This is a genomic window from Agromyces sp. ISL-38 (assembly GCF_018613935.1).
GTDB lineage: Bacteria > Actinomycetota > Actinomycetes > Actinomycetales > Microbacteriaceae > Agromyces.
Window position 1 is genome coordinate 253089 of record NZ_JAGGPF010000001.1, and the last position, 17576, is coordinate 270664.

Below are 17576 nucleotides of genomic sequence, written 5' to 3' on the forward strand. Positions count from 1 at the left end.
GTGCTCTGTGAGCTGAAAATTCCTTGGGTGAAGATCGGTCACGCCGTCGGGTCAGTGCTGGAGCGGGTGACGAGGGTGGGCGGCAGCAGGAGGTGCTCGGGTTCCTCGGGCGGTTCGATGACGAGGCGCACCAGTGCCGAAGCGATGGCCGCCGACTGCTGGCGGACCGAGGTGATGCCGACCGTGCCGAAAGATGTCAGCGTCGTGTCGTCGTAGCCGGTGACGGCCACGTCCCGGCCCGGCGCGAGACCGCGGCGCTGCAGCGTGATGAGGGCGCCCGCCGCGAGGGGGTCCGAGACGCAGATGATCGCAGTCGGGGGCGAGGGGGCGTCGAGGAGGTCGGCGGCTGCGCGGACGCCGGAGGCGAGGTCGCCGTCGCATGGGACGATCCGGGTGTCGTCGAGCGATCCGCTGAGCCCCAGTCGCACGCAGGCCTCGCGGTAGCCGATCTCGCGCAGGGCCATGGTGACGTTGGCGGGGACGGCGCCCACGAACGCCAGCTCGCGGTGCCCGCGTTCGGCGACATGCTCGACGGCGAGCGCGATACCGAGTGCGGCGTCGCCTTCGGCCCAGCTCCACGGGGTCGCGAAGGCCTCGGCGGTCCTTCCGTAGGCCGCGAACGGAATGCCGCGCTCGCGCAGACCGACCGGGCGCGGGTCGGCCGACCACACGTTGGAGATGACGAAGCCCGCCACCGACTGTCCGAAGTAGAGGTCTTCGCACGCCGTCATGAGCGCCTCGGCGTCCCGCTCGGTGACGAGGGTGAGGTTCCGCTCGGCCGCTTGGCAGGCGGCGGCGAGGTCGTGGAGGAACGTGTCCATGTACTGGTTGCCCCCGGTGTCCTGGGCGGGGAGCACGTAGGCGATCTGGCGCGGCTGCGCGAGTCTGAGGCTGCGGGCGACCAGGTTGTTGCGGTAGCGCAGCTCGCGCATCGCGGCGTGGACCTTCCCGCGGGTCGCCTCGGAGACGACCTCCGGCCGGTTGATGACGTTCGAGACCGTCATCGTCGAGACGCCCGCGAGCTCGGCGACGTCGGACATGCTCGCCTTGCGCCCCGCACGGGTCGATTCGCCGCTCATTCGCCGCCTCCCTTCGGCGCTCCGGGTCTGATGCCGCGGAGGATTTTAAGCATAAAAGTTGGCGGCGGTCAAGGCGACGGCCGCCTCATCCCGAGCTCGAGGAACAGATCGTGGGCATCTCCGCTGAGCGACGCGCGCACGGGCGATGCTGCTCGAAGTGGCATGACATCGGCGGGTGAGCGGATGCCGCGGCATCCGTTCACCCGCCGATGATCTGCGCTACAACGTCAACGAGTCGACGTACTCCCGGTTCTCGGAGATCCACTTCTCGACGGCGGGACCGTAGTCGTCGGTCTCGGTCTGGTTGAACATTGCGTTCTCGAGCGAGTAGAGCAGCTCGGAGTCCATCGTGAAGTCCGACAACCACTCGGAGAGCGTCGGGAAGCTCGTCTCGAAGTTCTTGCCGCCGAACGAGTGGATGCCCTCGGCATCGCCGAGCGTGCCCTCGGGGTCGGCGAGGTCCTTGAGCGCGAACGCGTCGTAGGCCCAGTGCGGGCGCCAGAGCGTCACGGCCACGTTCTCACCGGCATCCGTCGCCGCCGTCAGCTCGGCGAGCATCGCCGGCGTCGAGGAGGTGAGGTACTCCAGGTCGTCGAGACCGTAGGTCGGGATGACGCTGTCGGTGGTGACCCGGTTGAGGCCCGAACCCGGCTCGATGCCGATGAGGCGGTCGCCGAACTTGTCGGCGTTCGCCGCGAGTTCCTCGAGCGAGTCGATCGGGGCGTCCTCGTTCACCGCGATGGTGAGCTTGGCGTCCTCGTTCCAGGCGCCGAGGTCGACGAGGTCGTCGCCGAACTGCTCGATGTAGTCCTGGTGGGTGATCGGCAGCCACGTGTCGAGGGTCACGTCGTAGTCGCCGGTGCTGAGGCCCGAGTAGACGGGCGCGGGGTCGGCGTACTCGAGGGTGACGTCGTAGCCCTGCTCGGTGAGGATGGCCTTCCAGAGCTCGCTCGCGGCGACGCCCTCGTCCCATCCGTTGAACACGGCGATGGTGAGCTCGCTGCGATCGCCGTTCTTCAGCAGGTCGCCGCCGGCTGCGCCGGCGCCGCTCGCGCAGCCCGTGAGCGCGAGCGCTCCTGCTGCCCCGAGGGCGATGAGCCTCGTCAGTTGACGCGTTCTCATAGGTGTTCCTTTCCTCCCGCGTGCTGTGGCACGGGCGATGCGGAGTCGCGCGGTTCCGCGCGACGGGGATCGGTGGTGCCGATCCGGTTCGTGGGGTCGTCGGATACCCGGCGCGTCGGTTTCCGCCGCCGGGAGCCGAGCGCGCCGGTGAGGCGGTCGAGGATGATCGCGAGGATGACGACGGAGAGGCCGGCCTCGAAACCGAGCGCGATGTCGATGCGACCGAGCGAGGCGACGACCTCGCCGCCGAGACCACCCGCGCCGACCATGCCGGCGATGACGACCATCGAGAGCGAGAGCATGATGACCTGGTTGACGCCGGCCATGATGCTCGGCATCGCGAGCGGCAGCTGGATCTGGCGGAGGATGCGCGAGGGTGACGACCCGAAGGCGTGGCCGGCTTCGACCACTTCCTTGTCGACCCCGCGGATGCCGAGCTCGGTGAGGCGCACGCCGGGTGCCATCGCGAACACGATCGTCGCGACGATGCCCGGCACGACGCCGACCCGGAACAGGATGAGTGCGGGAATCAGGTAGACGAAGGCCGGCATCGTCTGCATGAAGTCGAGGATCGGCCGGATGATTCGCGACGCGAGCTCCGATCGCGCGGCGAGGATGCCGAGCGGCACGCTGACCGCCACGGCGATGAGGCTCGAGACGAGCACGAGGGCCAGGGTGTCCATCGAGTTGTCCCACTGGTCGACGCCGACGACGATGAGCAGTCCGAGCGTGCTGCCGGCGGCGAGCACCCAACCGCGGGCGAAGTAGCCGAGCGCGGCGATCGCGACGATGACGACCCAGAACGGTGGCGTCGAGAGCACGAGGTCGACGGTGTCGTAGAGTCCGGCGAAGACAATGCGGATCACGTCGAAGAGTCCGCCGAAGGCCTCCGTGACGAAGTCGATGGCGTCTTCGACGAGCTGGCCGAGGGGGAGACGGAAGTCGTTCATGCGAAGGCCCTCTCCCCTGCGACATCCGACTCGCCCAGCAGGGCGGTCTCGTGCAGCGTGGCGGTGATCGTCTCGACGGCGATGGTCGCCGGCGGCTCGATGACGGCGTGCTCGCCCGTCGCGGACGACACATTGCCGAGCGCGGCGAGCAGCGTGACGCGAGGCACGACGCCGATGAGCCGATGCTGGTCGTCGACGACGGCGAGCGGGAGCACGCTCTCGACGGCGCTCTCGAGCAGGTCGGAGAGATAGGTCTGACGGTCGACGAACGCGACGTCGTCGCGAATCACCGAGTCGAGTGAGCGGTCGCCGCGTTTCACGAGCCGCATCACGTCGCGGTCCTGCACGGCGCCGAGCAGGCGACGTCCCTGTCCGACGACGAACACCGACGAGGTCTGCAGGTCGCGCATCGTCCGTAGCGCGGTGCGCGGCCCGGCCGATGACGAGACGAGCGCGCGCGGTGCCTCCATGACGGATGCCGCGGTGAGCACTCGCGCGCGGTCGACGTCGTTCACGAACTGGGCGACGTAGTCGTCGGCGGGATCCGTGAGGATCTCGTCGGCGGTGCCGAGCTGCACGATGCGACCGTCGCGCATGACGGCGATGCGATCGCCGAGGAACATCGCCTCGTTGAGGTCGTGCGTGATGAAGACGATGGTCTTGCCGAACTCCTGCTGGAGTTCGACGAGCTGCTCCTGCATCTCGCGGCGGATGAGCGGATCGAGCGCCGAGAACGCCTCATCCATGAGCAGGATGTCGGTGTCGGAAGCGAGGGCGCGGGCGAGCCCGACGCGCTGCTGCATTCCGCCCGACAGCTCGGAGGGCATGCGCTCGCCCCAGCCGGCGAGGCCGACGCGATCGAGCACGCGCTCGGCGCGTTCGCGGCGCTCGGCCTCGGCGACGCCCTGGATCTCGAGTCCGTAGGCGGCGTTCTCGAGCACGCTGCGGTGCGGAAGCAGCGCGAAGTGCTGGAACACCATCGACACGTGGCTGCGGCGCAGCTGCCGGAGTCGCTTCGGCGAGATGCCCGTGAGCTCCTCCCCCATCACCGTCACGGTGCCACCGGTCGGCTCGATGAGTCCGTTGAGCATGCGGATGAGCGTCGACTTGCCGGAGCCCGAGAGCCCCATGACGACGAAGATCTCGCCGCGCTCGACGGTGAAGTCGGCGTCGACGACGGCCGGCGTGCCGAGCGGCGCGAGCTCGGCGGGGCTGGCGCCGGCGCGCAGGCGCTCGATCGCTTCGGCCTGCTTGCGGCCGAAGAACTTGCTGAGGTTGCGTGCCGCGATTGCGGGCGGTTCGGTCATATCGGTGCTCCGGGAGGCACGCCGGATGACACGCACGAAGACGTGCGCCATCATCGCTCGGTGGGGCGAGCTCATGGTTGACGACCGGGTTGACGGCGAATCGGAACCCGGACTCAAGCGCGGGACGAGGTGTCGTCTCCGGGCGAATCCAGGCTTCGTCACAGACGGCCATCGGGACCGTATGCCACGCCGCCGAACCATACGCTCACGGATTCCGAATTGGGAATTCGTGAGCGCGGACTGGGCGGTTGGGTCCTGCAGGACCGTGGACCACGGTAGCGACGATCCGAGCGCGACCCAAATGCTGCCCGGTGAAACCATGCGCGATCAGGAGTTCCGCCGCAGCGCTGCCTTACGCAACCACACGGACCGGCCTTCGAGATCCGTGAACACCTCGTCGGCATCCTGCGGCATCCGCTCGCTCGGCTACTCCCCCGCTGCGAGCAGCTTCGTGCAGTTGGCGCACAGGCCGAACACGTCGACGACATGGGCGGCGCCCGTGAAGCCGTGATCGGCGGCGACCTTCTGTGCCCAGGTCTCGACCTCGTCGGCGGCGATCTCGACGGTGAGTCCGCAGTTGCGGCAGATCAGGTGGTGGTGGTGGCCCGTCGTGCTGCACGCCCGGTAGAGCGACTCGCCATCGGGCGACTGCAGCGAATCTGCTTCGCCGTTGGCGGCGAGGTCGCCGAGCGCACGGTAGACGGTGGCGAGGCCGATCGGCGAGCCCGTCTGGTGCAGCGCCCCGTGGAGCGCCTGCGCGCTGATGAAGCCCTCGGTGTCGTCGAGCGCTTCGCGTACGGCTTCGCGTTGCCAGGTGTTTCTCTTCATGCGGTTCGTGCGTCCTCTACGGTCTCCACAGGTATGGCGACTCGGTTCAACGGTAGCCCGCGGAGCTTGGAGATTCCCAGTGCCAGGAGGAAGAACGCGGTGGCGGCGAGGGCGATCGCGGGACCGGCTGCGATCGCGAACGTGCGGGAGGCGAGCACTCCGAGCACGCCTGATGCCGCACCGATGATCGGAGCGGCGACCAGGATGCCTCGGAAGCCCGGCACGAGGAGTCGCGCGGCCGTGGCCGGGGCGGCGAGCAGGGCGATCGCGAGGATGGCGCCGACCGCCGGCAGCGAGCTCACCACCGAAGCGGCGATGAGGGCGAGCACGAGCACCTCGACGGGCCACTCACGGAACCCCGCAGCCCGGAATCCTGCCGGGTCGAAGGTCGAGAACGCGATCTCCTTGCCGAAAGCGGCCATGAGCGCGACGGCGACGACCGCCACGGATGCCGCAATCAGAATATCTCCATCGCTCACCGTGAGGATCGATCCGACGAGCAGCGACTCGGCACGCACCGGAAGTCCGGGGATCGCCGCTTGCAGGAGCGCCCCGGCAGCGAAGCCACCGGTCAGCACGATGCCGGCCGCGACCTGGGCGCCCTGCCGCCGCACCCGCGCGATGGCCGCCATCACGGCGACGAGCACGACGGATGCCACTGCCGCGCCGAGCGGCACGCTCACGCCGAGCGCGGCCGCAGCGACCGCGCCGGGATAGGTGGCGTGCGTCAGCGCCTGCGCGAAGAACGTGCGGCGACGCAGCACCACGAGAGCGCCCACGAATCCTGCCCCTGCACCGATCACGACCGCCGCGAAGAGCGCACGCTCGAAATAGCCCATCAGCGCGCCTTCCGGGAGGAGAGCAAGGGTGTGCTGAGGAGGTCCTCCATGCCCGCGTCGCCGCTGGCGTCGCGAGCCCTTCCGGCAGCCTGTCGCCGGCGCCCGGGCCGCGTGGCACGCCGGTCGAGGAGCAGACGCACGAGCAGCACGATCCCGTAGCCGATCACGAACACGCCCACGACGGTGCTCCCGGCCGGGAGATCGAAGCCGCCGCCGACCGAGATCGCATAGCCTGCCGCGAGGCCGAGCCATGCGGCGATGGCGGCGAAGGCCGCGGCAGTCGGGAACAGCCACCACATGCGCTCGGTGACCAGCCGGGCCACAGCGCCCGGGACGATCAGCAGCGCGAGCACGAGCAGCGTGCCGATCGTGCTCGCTGCCGCCACCACGACGAGTGCGACCGCGGCGTTCAGCACGAGATCGAGCACGAGCGACGAGTCGCCGGCGGCGCGGCTGCCGCGCGCATCGAACGCGCGGAAGAGCTGCTGCTTCAGGGTGACCGCGACGGCCGCGAGTGCGATGAGGCTCACCACGACGAGCGGCACGACCTCCGACGGCGGGATGGTGAGCACCCGTCCGAAGAGGAGCGCTTCGAGCTCGCCTGCGTAGTCGGAGCTGCGGGAGACCACGATGACGCCGACGCTGAACGTCGCCGTGAGCACGATGGCGATCGCCGCATCGGAGGTGATGCCAGCGCGATCGAGCCACGTGAGCGCGAGGGCGCCCCCGAGGGCTGCGATCGCGGCGCCCGGGATGAGGCCGGTGGTGCCGCCCACGGCCAACCCGATCGCAAGACCGGGGAAGACCGCGTGGGTGAGTCCGTCACTGATGAACTCGAGTCCGCGCAGGTTCACGAGCACCCCGACGACGCCGGCGACCACCGCGAGCACGAGCATGACGAGGAGGGCCCGCCCCATGAACGGGATCGCGAAGGAGCCGAAGAGCACGTCGACGAGGCTCATCGGTCACCACTCCCCCGGGGCATCCGCCATGTATGCAGCGTGCGGCATTCAGTGGCCCTCGTGGCCGGGCACCACGAGCGTGTGCTCGTCCATCTCGACTCCGACGCCGTCGAAGCACTCCTGCACATTGCCGAGCGTGAGCACCTCGTCGACGGGCCCGCTCGCCAGCTGGGTGCCGTTCACGAGCACCACGGTGTCGCAGACGAGCCGCGCGAGCTCGAGGTCGTGCGTCGACACGACCACTGCCACACCCCGGTGCTTGAGGGTGCGGATGGTGTCGATGAGTGCATCGCGGTTCGCCTGGTCGAGGCCGTTGAACGGCTCGTCGAGTAGCAGGAGTCGAGGTTCGGATGCCAGGGCGCGAGCGAGCAGGCCGCGCTGGCGTTGCCCGCCCGAGAGCTCACCGAAGCGATGCTTCGCGAGCGCGGCGAGGCCGACGGTCTGGATCGCCTCGCGAGCCGCCTGCCGATCGGCTCGGCCGGGCCAGCGCAGCAGCCCGAGCCCTCGGTACCTGCCCTGAATGACCACTTGCTCGAGACTGATCGGGAAGTCGGGATCGAGCTCGGCCGACTGGGGGAGGAACCCCACCATGCCGTTCCGGGCATGCGTCGCCGGCTCGGGCGATCCGGCCCGGTCGTTCGGCGCGTCCGCGCTCACCGGCGCCGCACTGGCGCCGACCTGAACGCGGCCCGCGGTGAGCGGCACGAGTCCGAGGATGCCCTTCAACAGCGTCGACTTGCCGGCGCCGTTCGGACCGATGAGCGCCACCGCTTCGCCCGCCTCGACTGCGAGATCGAGTTCGCTCACTCCGGCGCCCCCGGGGTAGGTGAAGGCGGCGCCGTCGAGGCGGAGCACGGTGGCGTCACTCATCCAGTCATCCTTGCAGCACGGCGGGGAGCGCGGAAGGCTCGACGCCCCACGACTCGAGAATGAGTCGTGCGTTGTGCTCCTGGCTGCTCAGGTAGGTCTCGCCGTCGGTGCCGGCGGCCCCGAGCGAATCCCCGTAGAGGGCGTTCTCGCCGGAGTAGACCTTCACTCCCGATTCGGTCGCGATGGTTTCGGCCGCCTTGGGCGAGATCGATGCCTCGGAGAACACGGCCTTGACGCCCGTCTCGCGGATCTTGGCGACGAGCTCGTCGATCTCGGCGGCGCTGGGCTCTGCGTTGTCGTCGAAGCTGGGAATGACGCTGCCGACGAAGGTGAGGTCGTACGCGGCGATGAAGTAGGTGAACGCGTCGTGGTTCGTCACGAGCAGTCGCTGCTCGACGGGCACCTTGGCGACGTTCTCCTCGATCCAGTCGTCGAGGGCGCTGAGCTTGTCGAGATAGGCCGATTCGTTCGACTCCACCGTGGCGGCATCGATTCCGGGGACTGCGGCGAGGCCGTCGGTGATGTTCTCGACCATGTGCTCGGCGAGCTCAGGATCGGTCCAGATGTGCGGGTTTCCCTCGCCGTGCTCGTCTTCGGTGTGCTCCGCTTCCTCGCCGTGCTCCTCCGCCTCGTCGGCGTGCTCCTCCGCGGCGCCCTCGTCGGCGTGCGCCTCGTGGTCGTCGGTGCCGAAGAGCTCGATGCCGGAGCTCGCGTCGATGAGCTCGCCGTCGAAGCCCGAGGCCTTCACCGCGTCGTCGAGCCAGCTCTCGAGGCCGGCGCCGTTCACGACGAGCGCGTCGGCCTCGGTGAGGGCGAGCAGCTGGGCTGCCGACGGGTCGAAGCTGTGGGCGCTCTGGCCGGCGGAGAGCAATTGGGTGATCCCGGCATCGTCACCGAGCAGTTCTCGGGTGAAGTCGCCCACTTGCGTGGTCGTCACGACGATCTTGGCGCCGCTGTCACTGCCGCTGCCGGATGCCGCCGAGTCGGCGCATCCTGTGAGTGCGAGCGCAGCTGCTGCCAGCATCGCGACTCCCGCTACGGGTGCAAGCGGGCGGCGGGAATCAGCGTGGCGTCGTCTCATGTCTCCGACGCTACGCTTATTGATAATGGTTGTCAAAATCAGGGAAAGCACGCACCCTCCATCACGTGACAGTGCAACGCGCGGTACCTGCCGTCATTCCCCCGATCCTGTGGAAATGATCTGGCAAGTGTCGGATCGACGTGCGAGAGTGATGCCCGTGGATACGACGACAACCCCTCTGACGTTGCATCCGTTCACCCTTGCCGATGCCCTGCGCGTGCTCTCGGGCGAAGTAGATCCGCACGACGGGTGGGAGGGCGGCTACGCCTTCACCGACGAGCCCGAGCTCCTCAGCGCCTTCGTGCAGACCGTGCGCGAGAGCGGCGATCCCGCCCCATTCGGGCCCTACCTCGTGCGGCGCGGCAGAGACGGCGCCGCCATCGGCGGCGTCAACTTGTTCGGCCCTCCGAGCGCTGACGGCGTCGTCGAGTTCGACTTCGGCCTCGTGCCCGCCGTACGCGGTCGTGGCCTCGCCCGGCACATCGTGCAGGCGACGCTCGAGCTCGCCCGCTCGGCGGGCGCAACCATCGCTCGTGCCGAGACGGAGATCGCCAACCTGCCCGCCCGCCGAGCGCTCGAGCACGCCGGCATGCTCGAGGCCGGGCGCTCCAAGGCGGCCGTCACCTATGAGATCCGGCTCTGAGTCCTTCCGAGCCGATGCCTCGAGTCGTCCGGACGGTGACCTGCGGGTGATCCGCACCGATCGGCTCCGGCTCGTGCCCTACACGCCGGCGCACGCGCGACGCCTGCTCGACGGCGAGCCGCACGACGACTCGTGGGCGCCGGGATATCCGACCGCCGACGAGCTCGACGTCGCACGCATGTACCTCGGCATCATCGGGCCGCACGGCGACCCCGCGCCCTTCGGGCCCTATGTCATCCGCCTCGACGGCGACGGCCATGCGGTCGGCGGGTTCGGCTTCTTCGGCCCTCCCGACGACGAAGGCTTCGTCGAGTTCGGCTATGGGCTCATCGAGAGCGCTCGCGGCTCCGGCCTCGCGACCGAGGCGGTCGTCGCCGCCCTCAGCACGGCAGCCGCTCACGGTGCGCTCGGCGCGCGCGCCGACACGACGCCCGAGAACCTCGCATCGCAGCGGGTGCTCGAGAAGGCCGGGCTCGTCGAGGTGCGTCGCGACGCGGCATCCGTTGTCTACGAGACGCGCCGCTGAGTACCCCGCACGGCTGAGATCAGCGGGGGAGAGGCAGCTCACGTCGAACAGCCGGCACCCGCGGAACGCCGGCCCCGATCACTCGAGCAGGAGCGCGGGCTCCTCGATGATCGATGCGACATCGGCGAGGAATCGGCTCGCAACGTCGCCGTCGACGACCCGGTGGTCGAACGAGGCGCCGATCGTCGTGACGAAGCGCGGGCGCACTTCGCCGTCGACGACCCACGGCTTCTGCTTGATCGTGCCGAGCGCCACGATCGCGACCTCGCCGGGGTTCAGGATCGGCGTGCCGGTGTCCATGCCGAAGACGCCGATGTTCGTGATGGTGATCGTGCCGCCCTGCATCTCGGCCGGCTGCGTCTTGCCCTCACGAGCCGTGAGCGTGAGCCGTTCAAGGGCGGCCGCGAGCTCGACGAGCGTCATCGCCTGCGCCTCCTTGACGTTCGGCACGAGCAGACCGCGGGGGGTCGCCGCGGCGACGCCGAGGTTGACGTAGTGCTTGACGATGATCTCGCTGTCGGTCCACTGCGCGTTCACCGACGGGTTGCGGCGCACCGCCCAGATCATCGCCTTCGCCATGATGAGCAGCGGCGACACCTTGACGCCCGCGTAGTCGGGTGAGGCCTTGAGCCGCTTCAGGTACTCCATCGTGCGACTCGCATCGACGTCGACGAAGACACTCACATGCGGCGCCTGGAATGCACTCTGCACCATGGCATTCGCGATCGCCTTGCGAACGCCCTTGACCGGAATGCGGTCTTCCCGGCCTTCGGGCCACTCGGGCGTCTGGATGTTGCGGAAGACGCTCGCCTGGCTCGCCTCGCGGATCACGTCGTCGCGCGTGATGTCGCCGATGGGTCCGGTGGGGGTGACTCGCGAGAGCTCGACACCGAGGTCTTTCGCGAGCTTGCGGATGGGCGGCTTCGCGATCACCGGAAGGCGCCGATCAGGACCGGGTGCGGCAGCGGGGGCGGGCGTCGCCGGGGCCGGAGCCGGCGCCGCGGGAGCTGAGGCCGGGGGCGGCGGGGGAGTGGGCGACGTGAAGTTCTCGTGCGCACCCCCGGGAGACGGATGCCGCCGCCGGCGAGTCGCCGAGGGACCCGAGCTCCCGTGTCCGACGAGCACGGCACCGCCGCCCTCTTCGGCAGCCGGTGCGGCGGGTGCTGCCGGAGCGGAGGGCGCTGCGGGCGCCGTCGGTGCGGCGGCGGAAGGTGCGGCGGGCGTTGCGGCGGCGGAAGGCGCGACGGCCGCGGTATCCGCCGACCCCGCGGCATCCGTCTGGATCACCAGGATCGGCGTACCGACGTTCACGGTGTTGCCTTCGTCGACGAGCAGCTCGGAGACGACGCCTTCGAAGGCGCTCGGCAGCTCGACGAGCGATTTCGCCGTCTCGATCTCGACGAACACCTGGTCGAGCGCGATCCGGTCGCCGGGGGCGACGCGCCATTGCACGATCTCGGCCTCGGTGAGTCCCTCACCGACGTCGGGCAGCGGGAATCGGATCTCGCTCATCTCACGCCTCTCTCAGGTCGCGGCCGAAGCCGCGGGTCAATATGCCAGTGCGCGGTCGACGGCCTCGAGCACCCGATCGGGGCTCGGCAGGTACTCGGTCTCGAGCGCCGCCGGAGGGAACGGGGTGTCGAAGCTCGACACGCGCAGCACCGGCGCCTCGAGCGAGTAGAACGCCCGCTCGGCGACGGTGGCGGCGACCTCGGAGCCGATGCTCACGTTGCCGTACGCCTCTTGCGCGACGACGAGTCGCCCGGTGCGCTGCACCGAGTCGAGCAGCGGGCCGTAGTCGATGGGGGAGAGCGAGCGCAGGTCGACGACCTCGAGGCTCCGGCCCTCTCCGGCGGCGATGTCGGCGGCCTGCAGCAGGGTGGCGACCATCGCGCCGTGGCCGACGACCGTGACATCCGTGCCCTCGCGCACGACGCGGCTCGCGTGCAGCGGCACGCCGGCGTGGGCCTGGTCGACGGGGCCCTTCGGCCAGTACCGGCTCTTCGGCTCGAAGAACAGCACGGGGTCGTTCGAGGCGATCGCCTCCTGGATCATCCAGTACGCGTCGTGCGGGTTCGACGGGCTCACCACGCGCAGGCCCGGCGTGTGCGCGAAGTACGCCTCTGGGCTCTCCTGGTGGTGCTCGATCGAGCCGATGTGGCCGCCGTAGGGCACCCGGATCACGATGGGCATCGACGCGGTGCCGTTGTGGCGCACCGTGATGCGAGCGAGCTGCGTGGTGATCTGGTCGAAGGCGGGGAAGATGAATCCGTCGAACTGGATCTCGATGACCGGCCGGTAGCCGCGCATCGCGAGGCCGATCGCGGTGCCGACGATGCCCGATTCCGCGAGCGGCGTGTCGAGCACCCGCTTGTCGCCGAACTCGGCCTGGAGCCCCTCGGTCACGCGGAACACGCCACCGAGCGGGCCGATGTCCTCGCCCATGAGCAGCACCTTGTGGTCGGCGCGCATCGCCTCGCGGAGGCCGGCGGTGATCGCCTTCGCAAGCGAGAGGGTCTGCACGCCCGGCACGCCCGGCTCGATCGACGACGGCGCGGATGCCGCTGCCGCGGTGTCGCTCGAGGAGGCATCGGTCGCGGTGGTCTCGCTTGCGGCGGTCTGCGTCTCGAGAGCCTCGGCGGACCCCTGTGTGGCATCCGTCACCCGGAGCTCCTCTTCGGTTCGTGCGCTCATGCCGACGACCCGCCCTCGAAGCTCGACTCGTAGGCTTCGAGCCACGCGGACTGCTCGGTCATGAGCGGATGCGGCTCGCTGTACACGTGCTTGAAGATTACCTCGCGGGTCGGCGCGACCAGGTCGAGCGCCCGGCGGCGCAGGTCGGCGGCGACATCGGCCGCTTCACGGTCGACGTCGTCGAAGAAGGCGGCGGATGCCCCGCGGCCCTCGAGCCACGTGCGGTACCTCGTGATCGGGTCTCGCCGGGCCCAGTACTCGACCTCGTCGTCGGTGCGGTACTTGGTGGGGTCGTCGGCGGTGGTGTGCGCGCCCATGCGGTAGGTGTCGGCCTCGATGAGGCTCGGGCCCTCGCCAGCACGCGCCTCCTCGAGGGACTGGCGGGTCACGGCGTAGCTCACGAGCACGTCGTTGCCGTCGATGCGCACGCCCGGCATGCCGAAGCCGCCGCCGCGGAGCGAGAGGGGACTGCGCGACTGTCGCGAGACCGGCACGGAGATCGCCCACTGGTTGTTCTGGATGAAGAACACCTGCGGAGTCTGGTAGCTCGACGCGAACACGAGCGCCTCGCTCGCGTCTCCTTGGGAGGAAGCGCCGTCGCCGTAGTAGACGAGCACGGCGGCATCCGTCTCGGGATCGCCGGTGGCCGTGGCGCCGTCGAACTGCAGGCCCATCGCATAGCCCGTCGCGTGCAGGGTCTGCGAGGCGAGCACGAGCGTGTAGAGGTGGAAGTTGCCGTTCTCGGCGGGGTTCCAGCCGCCGAGCGTCGCCCCCCTGAGCAGCGCCAGGATGTTGACCGGGTCGAGCCCGCGAATGATGCCGACGATGTGCTCGCGGTACGACGGGAACAGGTGGTCTTGAGGGCGGGCCGCGTGTGCGGAGCCGACCTGCGCCGCCTCCTGCCCGTGACTCGGCACCCAGAGCGCCAGCTGGCCTTGCCGTTGCAGGTTCGCGCCGGCGATGTCGATGCGCCGGGAGATCGCCATGTCGCGGTAGAACCGCTCGAGCATGGTGTCGTCGAGTGCCTCGACGAGGGGAAGATAGGCCTCAGCCTCGGGCGTCGGTCGCAGCTCGCCCTCAGGGGTCAGAAGCTGGACCGTCGGTGCGGTGAAGTCTCTTTCGCGGGCAGACACCGTTCCACGCTACAGCTATGACGGGAGCTGTTCTTGTAAAGCGGGCACAAGCTCGCCGAGAATCCTGAGGAGGATGTCTCCAGATTCCTCCTCGCCGATCGAGATGCGGATGCCCTCGGGCGGGAACGCGCGCGTGACGAGTCCAGCCTCGAACAGCCGATCGGCGACCTCCGTGGTCGCGGCTCCCGTGGGCAGCCACACGAAGTTCCCGTGGGGCACGGGGACCGGCCAGCCCTGCGCGAGGAGCGCCTCGTGCAGGCGGCTCCGGCGCACGGTGATGGCGTCGACGCGCGCGAGGAGCTCGGCTTCGGCGGCCGGCTCGAGTGACGCGAGGGCGCCTGCGGTGGAGGCGGCCGTGACGCCGAGCGGGATCGCGGTGGACCGTGCGGCGTCGAGGATGTCGAGCGGACCGATCGCATAGCCGACGCGCAGACCAGCGAGCCCGTATGCCTTCGAGAAGGTGCGCAGCACGACGAGGTTCGGGTACCGGCCGATGAGCGAGCGGCCGTCGACGGCTCTGCCTGCCGCTTCTGGCTCGTCGCGTACGAACTCGATGTACGCCTCGTCGAGCAGCACGAGCAGGTCGGCGGGCACGGCGGCCATGAATGCGTCGAACTCCGCCGCGGTGACGATGGTGCCCGTGGGGTTGTTCGGCGAGCAGACGATGGCGACGCGGGTGCGATCGGTGATCGCCGCGGCCATCGCCTCGAGGTCGTGGCGATGGTCGGGCTGGTTCGGCACCGTCACGCTCGTCGCGCCGGCGACGGAGACGAGCCCGGGGTAGGCCTCGAACGAGCGCCAGGAGTAGACCACTTCGTCGCCGGGGCCGGCGGCGGCCGCGATGAACTGGGCGAGGAGGGAGACGGATCCTGCGCCCACGAGCACTTCGTCGGCGCTCACGCCGAATCGTGCGGCGAGCGCCTCGCGCAAGGGGAGGGCAGAGGCATCCGGGTACCGATTGACGTACTTCGCCGATGCGGAGATCGCTTCGACGACCGAGGGCAGCGGGTCGAAGGGATTCTCGTTGCTCGAGAGCTTGAACCCATCGGCCGGCGCGGGCCGGCCTTGGCGGTACGGCGGAAGGGATGCGATCTCGGGGCGAAGGCGAACGCCTGCCCCGGTGGGCTCCGGTGCGGTCACGGATTCCACCGTACCCCTTCGCTCCGTCGAGGCGTTCTGCCAGAGTTGAGCCATGCGGTTCATCGTCAAGGTCATCGTCGTCGCATTCGCCCTGTGGCTCACGACATTCATCGTCTCCGGCGTGAACGTGGTGCCCTACGAGGACACCAACATCGCCACGGTGCTCACCTACCTGCTGATCGCGCTCATCTTCGGGCTGGTCAATGCGATCGTGGGCACGTTCATCAGGATCGTCGCGTTCCCGCTCTACGTGCTCACGCTCGGCCTCATCTCATTCATCGTGAACGGCCTGCTGCTGCTGCTCGTCGCATGGATCAGCGGCCTCATGGGCTTCGGGCTCGTCATCGAGGGTTTCTGGTGGGGCGTGCTCGGCGCGCTCGTGATGGGCATCATCAGCTGGCTCATCGGCCTCATCGTGCGGCCGTCGTCGTCGTCGAGCAGCTGAGGTCTCGCCGGGCCTTCCACTCTGTGGAACGGCCCTCGCCGTCGCCGGTGACGTCGGCGACGAGCGTGCGGAACGCGGAGAGCCGCTCCTCTTCGGACTCGTCGACGAGTGCTGCCGTCTCGCGGTAGCGCGAGAGCTCATGCGCGGGCAGCATCGAGGAGTACTCCACGCTCGGGTCGAGCACGCTGCGTGAGACGGTCGTGCGCTGATCTGACGGATGCCCCGCGCCGCCGGACGCCGGAACGAGGTCTTCCTCGTGCTCGATCGAGAGCAGCTGCACGCCCTCGCGCAGCTCGGCCGACGCGACCGGCCCGCCGAGGTTCAGGACACCGACCGTGTTGAGCTCGGGATCGCCGGCGAGACTCGCCGCGATGATGCCGCCGCCCGAATGGCCGACCGCGAGCAGCGGCTCGCCCGGCGCGACGCCGGCATCGGCCATCGCCTGGCGCACCGCCCGCTCGCCGGCGCCGGAGTCGGCACCGGCGAACCTGAGGTCGTCGAGCGCGGAGTCGTCGGCGATGCCGTGCACATTCGAGGTCATGTCGAACGGCTGCTCGCCAGCGTCGAGCCCGACCTCGATCGTGCCGCTGATGTAGACGATCCAGCGCGCATCGCCGGGCGGGCCGTAGCGCTCGATGCGGATCTGCGCGTCGCCACTCGCGGGCACGCGCTCCGCGAGATCGCCGACGCCGCTCGGCGCCGGCACGGAGCGGCCCGGGTCGGGCGGGCCCGCCCTGCCGTCGCCGGCGGCACCGGGGGAGGATGAACCGACCCCCACACGGGACACCTGCACCGGCCCATCGACGAGCAGGCGCCCCCCGGCGAGGCCGAGACCGCCGGCGAGCGCGAGCAGCACCGACGCGTTCTCGGGGGCGCCGATCATGGTGCCGATCGGGGCCGTGGTGCTCGGAAGATGCAGAAGCCCGGCGGTGAACTCGTCGGCGGAATCGGCGGCGGCGCGAACGACCCGCACGAATGCGGGGTCGGACAGGAGCTCCCGGTGCTCGGCCAGCCACGCTTCGGTCGGCGTCTGCCCGATGCCGAAGAGCCGCACCATGCCCTGTGCGGCGGCGGCCGCGAGCCCGGCGCCCACGATCGCCGGCGCGAACCACCCCAGTGTCCACCCGCCGAGTCGGCCGCCCGCCGCCCAGAGGGCGTCGATCATGCGTTCGGTGGCGCCATACCGCTCGGCGCTCTCGATGAGCGACACCCGAAGGCGGCCGGCCTGCTCACCCGCCTCCGCGAGGCGCCCGATCGTCTCCTGCACCTGCCGGCCCGGAGCGACGCCCCACGTCACCAGCGGCTCGTCGAGGTCGAGGTGCACCAGGCCGCGCCAGATGACACTTGCCCGCTCCGACCATTCCGTCATCACGGTCTCGACCGCACCGAGCCGCGCGGCGTCGACGAAGAGCTCGTCGGTCGCGACGGCGGTCGACCCGCCGCCGGAGACGGTCAGCGAGTCGTCCATGCCGTGGCGCCTCCTGGCGCTGCTCCGCGCTCGATGCCCCCGTTGCCCCGCTCCGCGAGAGCCGCGTCAGAGCGCGCAAGGCTCTCCCGCAATGCCTCCGCGCGCTCGGCCTCGGCACGCACCGCCGCCTCCCGTGCCTCGAGCTCGGAGTGCATCCCGCTGACGCGGTCGGCGAGCTGCGACCGGGCCGACTCGAGCGAGTCCAGCACGGCCTCGAGGAGGCCACGGAGCTCGTCGAGCCGCTCCAGGTATCGATCGGCGGCCGTCGAACGCCAGCCGTCGGCACCTCGTGGAACGAGCGACCTGCGTCGATCGCGCACCTCGTCGCGCAGGGCGCTCAGCATCCCGAGGTGGCGCTCGGCCGCGTCGATTCGCGACGGGGTCACGGGGTTGCCCGTGAGTGCGGCGATCGCGGAGTCGAAGTCGGAGTCGTGCATGCGACGAGTGTGGCCGCGCCGCGGCATCCGCTCGCCGCATCCTTGCCGAGCC

The 17576-nt window shown here is 69.9% G+C and carries 18 protein-coding genes; 3 read left to right on the forward strand and 15 right to left on the reverse strand.

Translation table 11 applies throughout. The features are described from left to right. Positions 1-38: 38 nt before the first annotated feature. From J7E25_RS01200 to J7E25_RS01240, 9 genes are all read right to left on the reverse strand, one after another. Entirely contained in the window at positions 39-1079 is a 1041-nt protein-coding gene (locus J7E25_RS01200) for a LacI family DNA-binding transcriptional regulator (RefSeq protein ID WP_214867158.1), read from the reverse strand. A 219-nt stretch (positions 1080-1298) separates the two neighbouring features. Then, positions 1299-2201: a glycine betaine ABC transporter substrate-binding protein gene (locus tag J7E25_RS01205; protein ID WP_214867160.1), complete on the reverse strand. Its 903-nt coding sequence runs from the start codon at positions 2199-2201 to the stop codon at positions 1299-1301. Further along, positions 2198-3151 (reverse strand): proline/glycine betaine ABC transporter permease, encoded by a 954-nt coding sequence (locus tag J7E25_RS01210; RefSeq protein WP_214867162.1) that lies wholly within the window; start codon positions 3149-3151, stop codon positions 2198-2200. The genes J7E25_RS01205 and J7E25_RS01210 overlap by 4 nt, the downstream gene beginning before the upstream one ends. Continuing rightward, on the reverse strand, positions 3148-4458 hold the full coding sequence (locus J7E25_RS01215; protein WP_214867165.1) for a glycine betaine/L-proline ABC transporter ATP-binding protein: 1311 nt from the start codon (positions 4456-4458) through the stop codon (positions 3148-3150). The genes J7E25_RS01210 and J7E25_RS01215 overlap by 4 nt, the downstream gene beginning before the upstream one ends. Before the next feature lie 426 nt (positions 4459-4884). Beyond that, positions 4885-5286, reverse strand: coding sequence for a Fur family transcriptional regulator (locus tag J7E25_RS01220; RefSeq protein ID WP_214867167.1), 402 nt, complete (start codon positions 5284-5286; stop codon positions 4885-4887). Then, complete coding sequence (locus tag J7E25_RS01225; protein ID WP_214867168.1) at positions 5283-6125, reverse strand: metal ABC transporter permease; 843 nt, start codon at positions 6123-6125, stop codon at positions 5283-5285. Before J7E25_RS01225 ends, J7E25_RS01220 begins: the two co-directional genes overlap by 4 nt. Next, positions 6125-7087: a metal ABC transporter permease gene (locus tag J7E25_RS01230; protein WP_214867170.1), complete on the reverse strand. Its 963-nt coding sequence runs from the start codon at positions 7085-7087 to the stop codon at positions 6125-6127. The genes J7E25_RS01225 and J7E25_RS01230 overlap by 1 nt, the downstream gene beginning before the upstream one ends. 48 nt (positions 7088-7135) lie before the next feature. Beyond that, positions 7136-7957, reverse strand: coding sequence for a metal ABC transporter ATP-binding protein (locus tag J7E25_RS01235; protein WP_214867171.1), 822 nt, complete (start codon positions 7955-7957; stop codon positions 7136-7138). A gap of 4 nt (positions 7958-7961) precedes the next feature. Next, positions 7962-9038 carry a metal ABC transporter substrate-binding protein gene (locus J7E25_RS01240; protein WP_214867172.1) on the reverse strand — a complete coding sequence of 359 codons (1077 nt, stop codon included), beginning with the start codon at positions 9036-9038 and terminating at the stop codon, positions 7962-7964. Positions 9039-9195: 157 nt separating this feature from the next. Between J7E25_RS01240 and J7E25_RS01245 the strand changes: the two genes are divergently transcribed. Continuing rightward, positions 9196-9681, forward strand: coding sequence for a GNAT family N-acetyltransferase (locus tag J7E25_RS01245; protein WP_214867174.1), 486 nt, complete (start codon positions 9196-9198; stop codon positions 9679-9681). A gap of 46 nt (positions 9682-9727) precedes the next feature. Beyond that, positions 9728-10207: a GNAT family N-acetyltransferase gene (locus J7E25_RS01250; protein ID WP_308164288.1), complete on the forward strand. Its 480-nt coding sequence runs from the start codon at positions 9728-9730 to the stop codon at positions 10205-10207. A gap of 78 nt (positions 10208-10285) precedes the next feature. Here J7E25_RS01250 and J7E25_RS01255 read toward each other — a convergent pair whose 3' ends face one another. The 4 genes from J7E25_RS01255 to J7E25_RS01270 form a co-directional block, all read right to left on the reverse strand. Beyond that, positions 10286-11719 (reverse strand): dihydrolipoamide acetyltransferase family protein, encoded by a 1434-nt coding sequence (locus tag J7E25_RS01255; RefSeq protein WP_214867178.1) that lies wholly within the window; start codon positions 11717-11719, stop codon positions 10286-10288. A gap of 36 nt (positions 11720-11755) precedes the next feature. Beyond that, positions 11756-12739 carry an alpha-ketoacid dehydrogenase subunit beta gene (locus J7E25_RS01260; RefSeq protein ID WP_308164331.1) on the reverse strand — a complete coding sequence of 328 codons (984 nt, stop codon included), beginning with the start codon at positions 12737-12739 and terminating at the stop codon, positions 11756-11758. A gap of 158 nt (positions 12740-12897) precedes the next feature. Further along, on the reverse strand, positions 12898-14034 hold the full coding sequence (locus tag J7E25_RS01265) for a thiamine pyrophosphate-dependent dehydrogenase E1 component subunit alpha (protein ID WP_215007006.1): 1137 nt from the start codon (positions 14032-14034) through the stop codon (positions 12898-12900). A gap of 15 nt (positions 14035-14049) precedes the next feature. Then, a complete protein-coding gene (locus J7E25_RS01270; RefSeq protein WP_308164289.1) occupies positions 14050-15174 on the reverse strand; it encodes a histidinol-phosphate transaminase in 1125 nt (374 codons plus the stop codon). Positions 15175-15226: 52 nt separating this feature from the next. Between J7E25_RS01270 and J7E25_RS01275 the strand changes: the two genes are divergently transcribed. Beyond that, positions 15227-15619 (forward strand): phage holin family protein, encoded by a 393-nt coding sequence (locus tag J7E25_RS01275; protein WP_214867184.1) that lies wholly within the window; start codon positions 15227-15229, stop codon positions 15617-15619. Here the strand turns inward: J7E25_RS01275 and J7E25_RS01280 are convergent. After that, positions 15585-17087, reverse strand: coding sequence for a hypothetical protein (locus J7E25_RS01280; RefSeq protein ID WP_214867186.1), 1503 nt, complete (start codon positions 17085-17087; stop codon positions 15585-15587). The genes J7E25_RS01275 and J7E25_RS01280 overlap by 35 nt on opposite strands. Next, positions 17072-17524 carry a hypothetical protein gene (locus J7E25_RS01285; protein ID WP_214867188.1) on the reverse strand — a complete coding sequence of 151 codons (453 nt, stop codon included), beginning with the start codon at positions 17522-17524 and terminating at the stop codon, positions 17072-17074. The genes J7E25_RS01280 and J7E25_RS01285 overlap by 16 nt, the downstream gene beginning before the upstream one ends. Between the last annotated feature and the right edge of the window lie 52 nt (positions 17525-17576).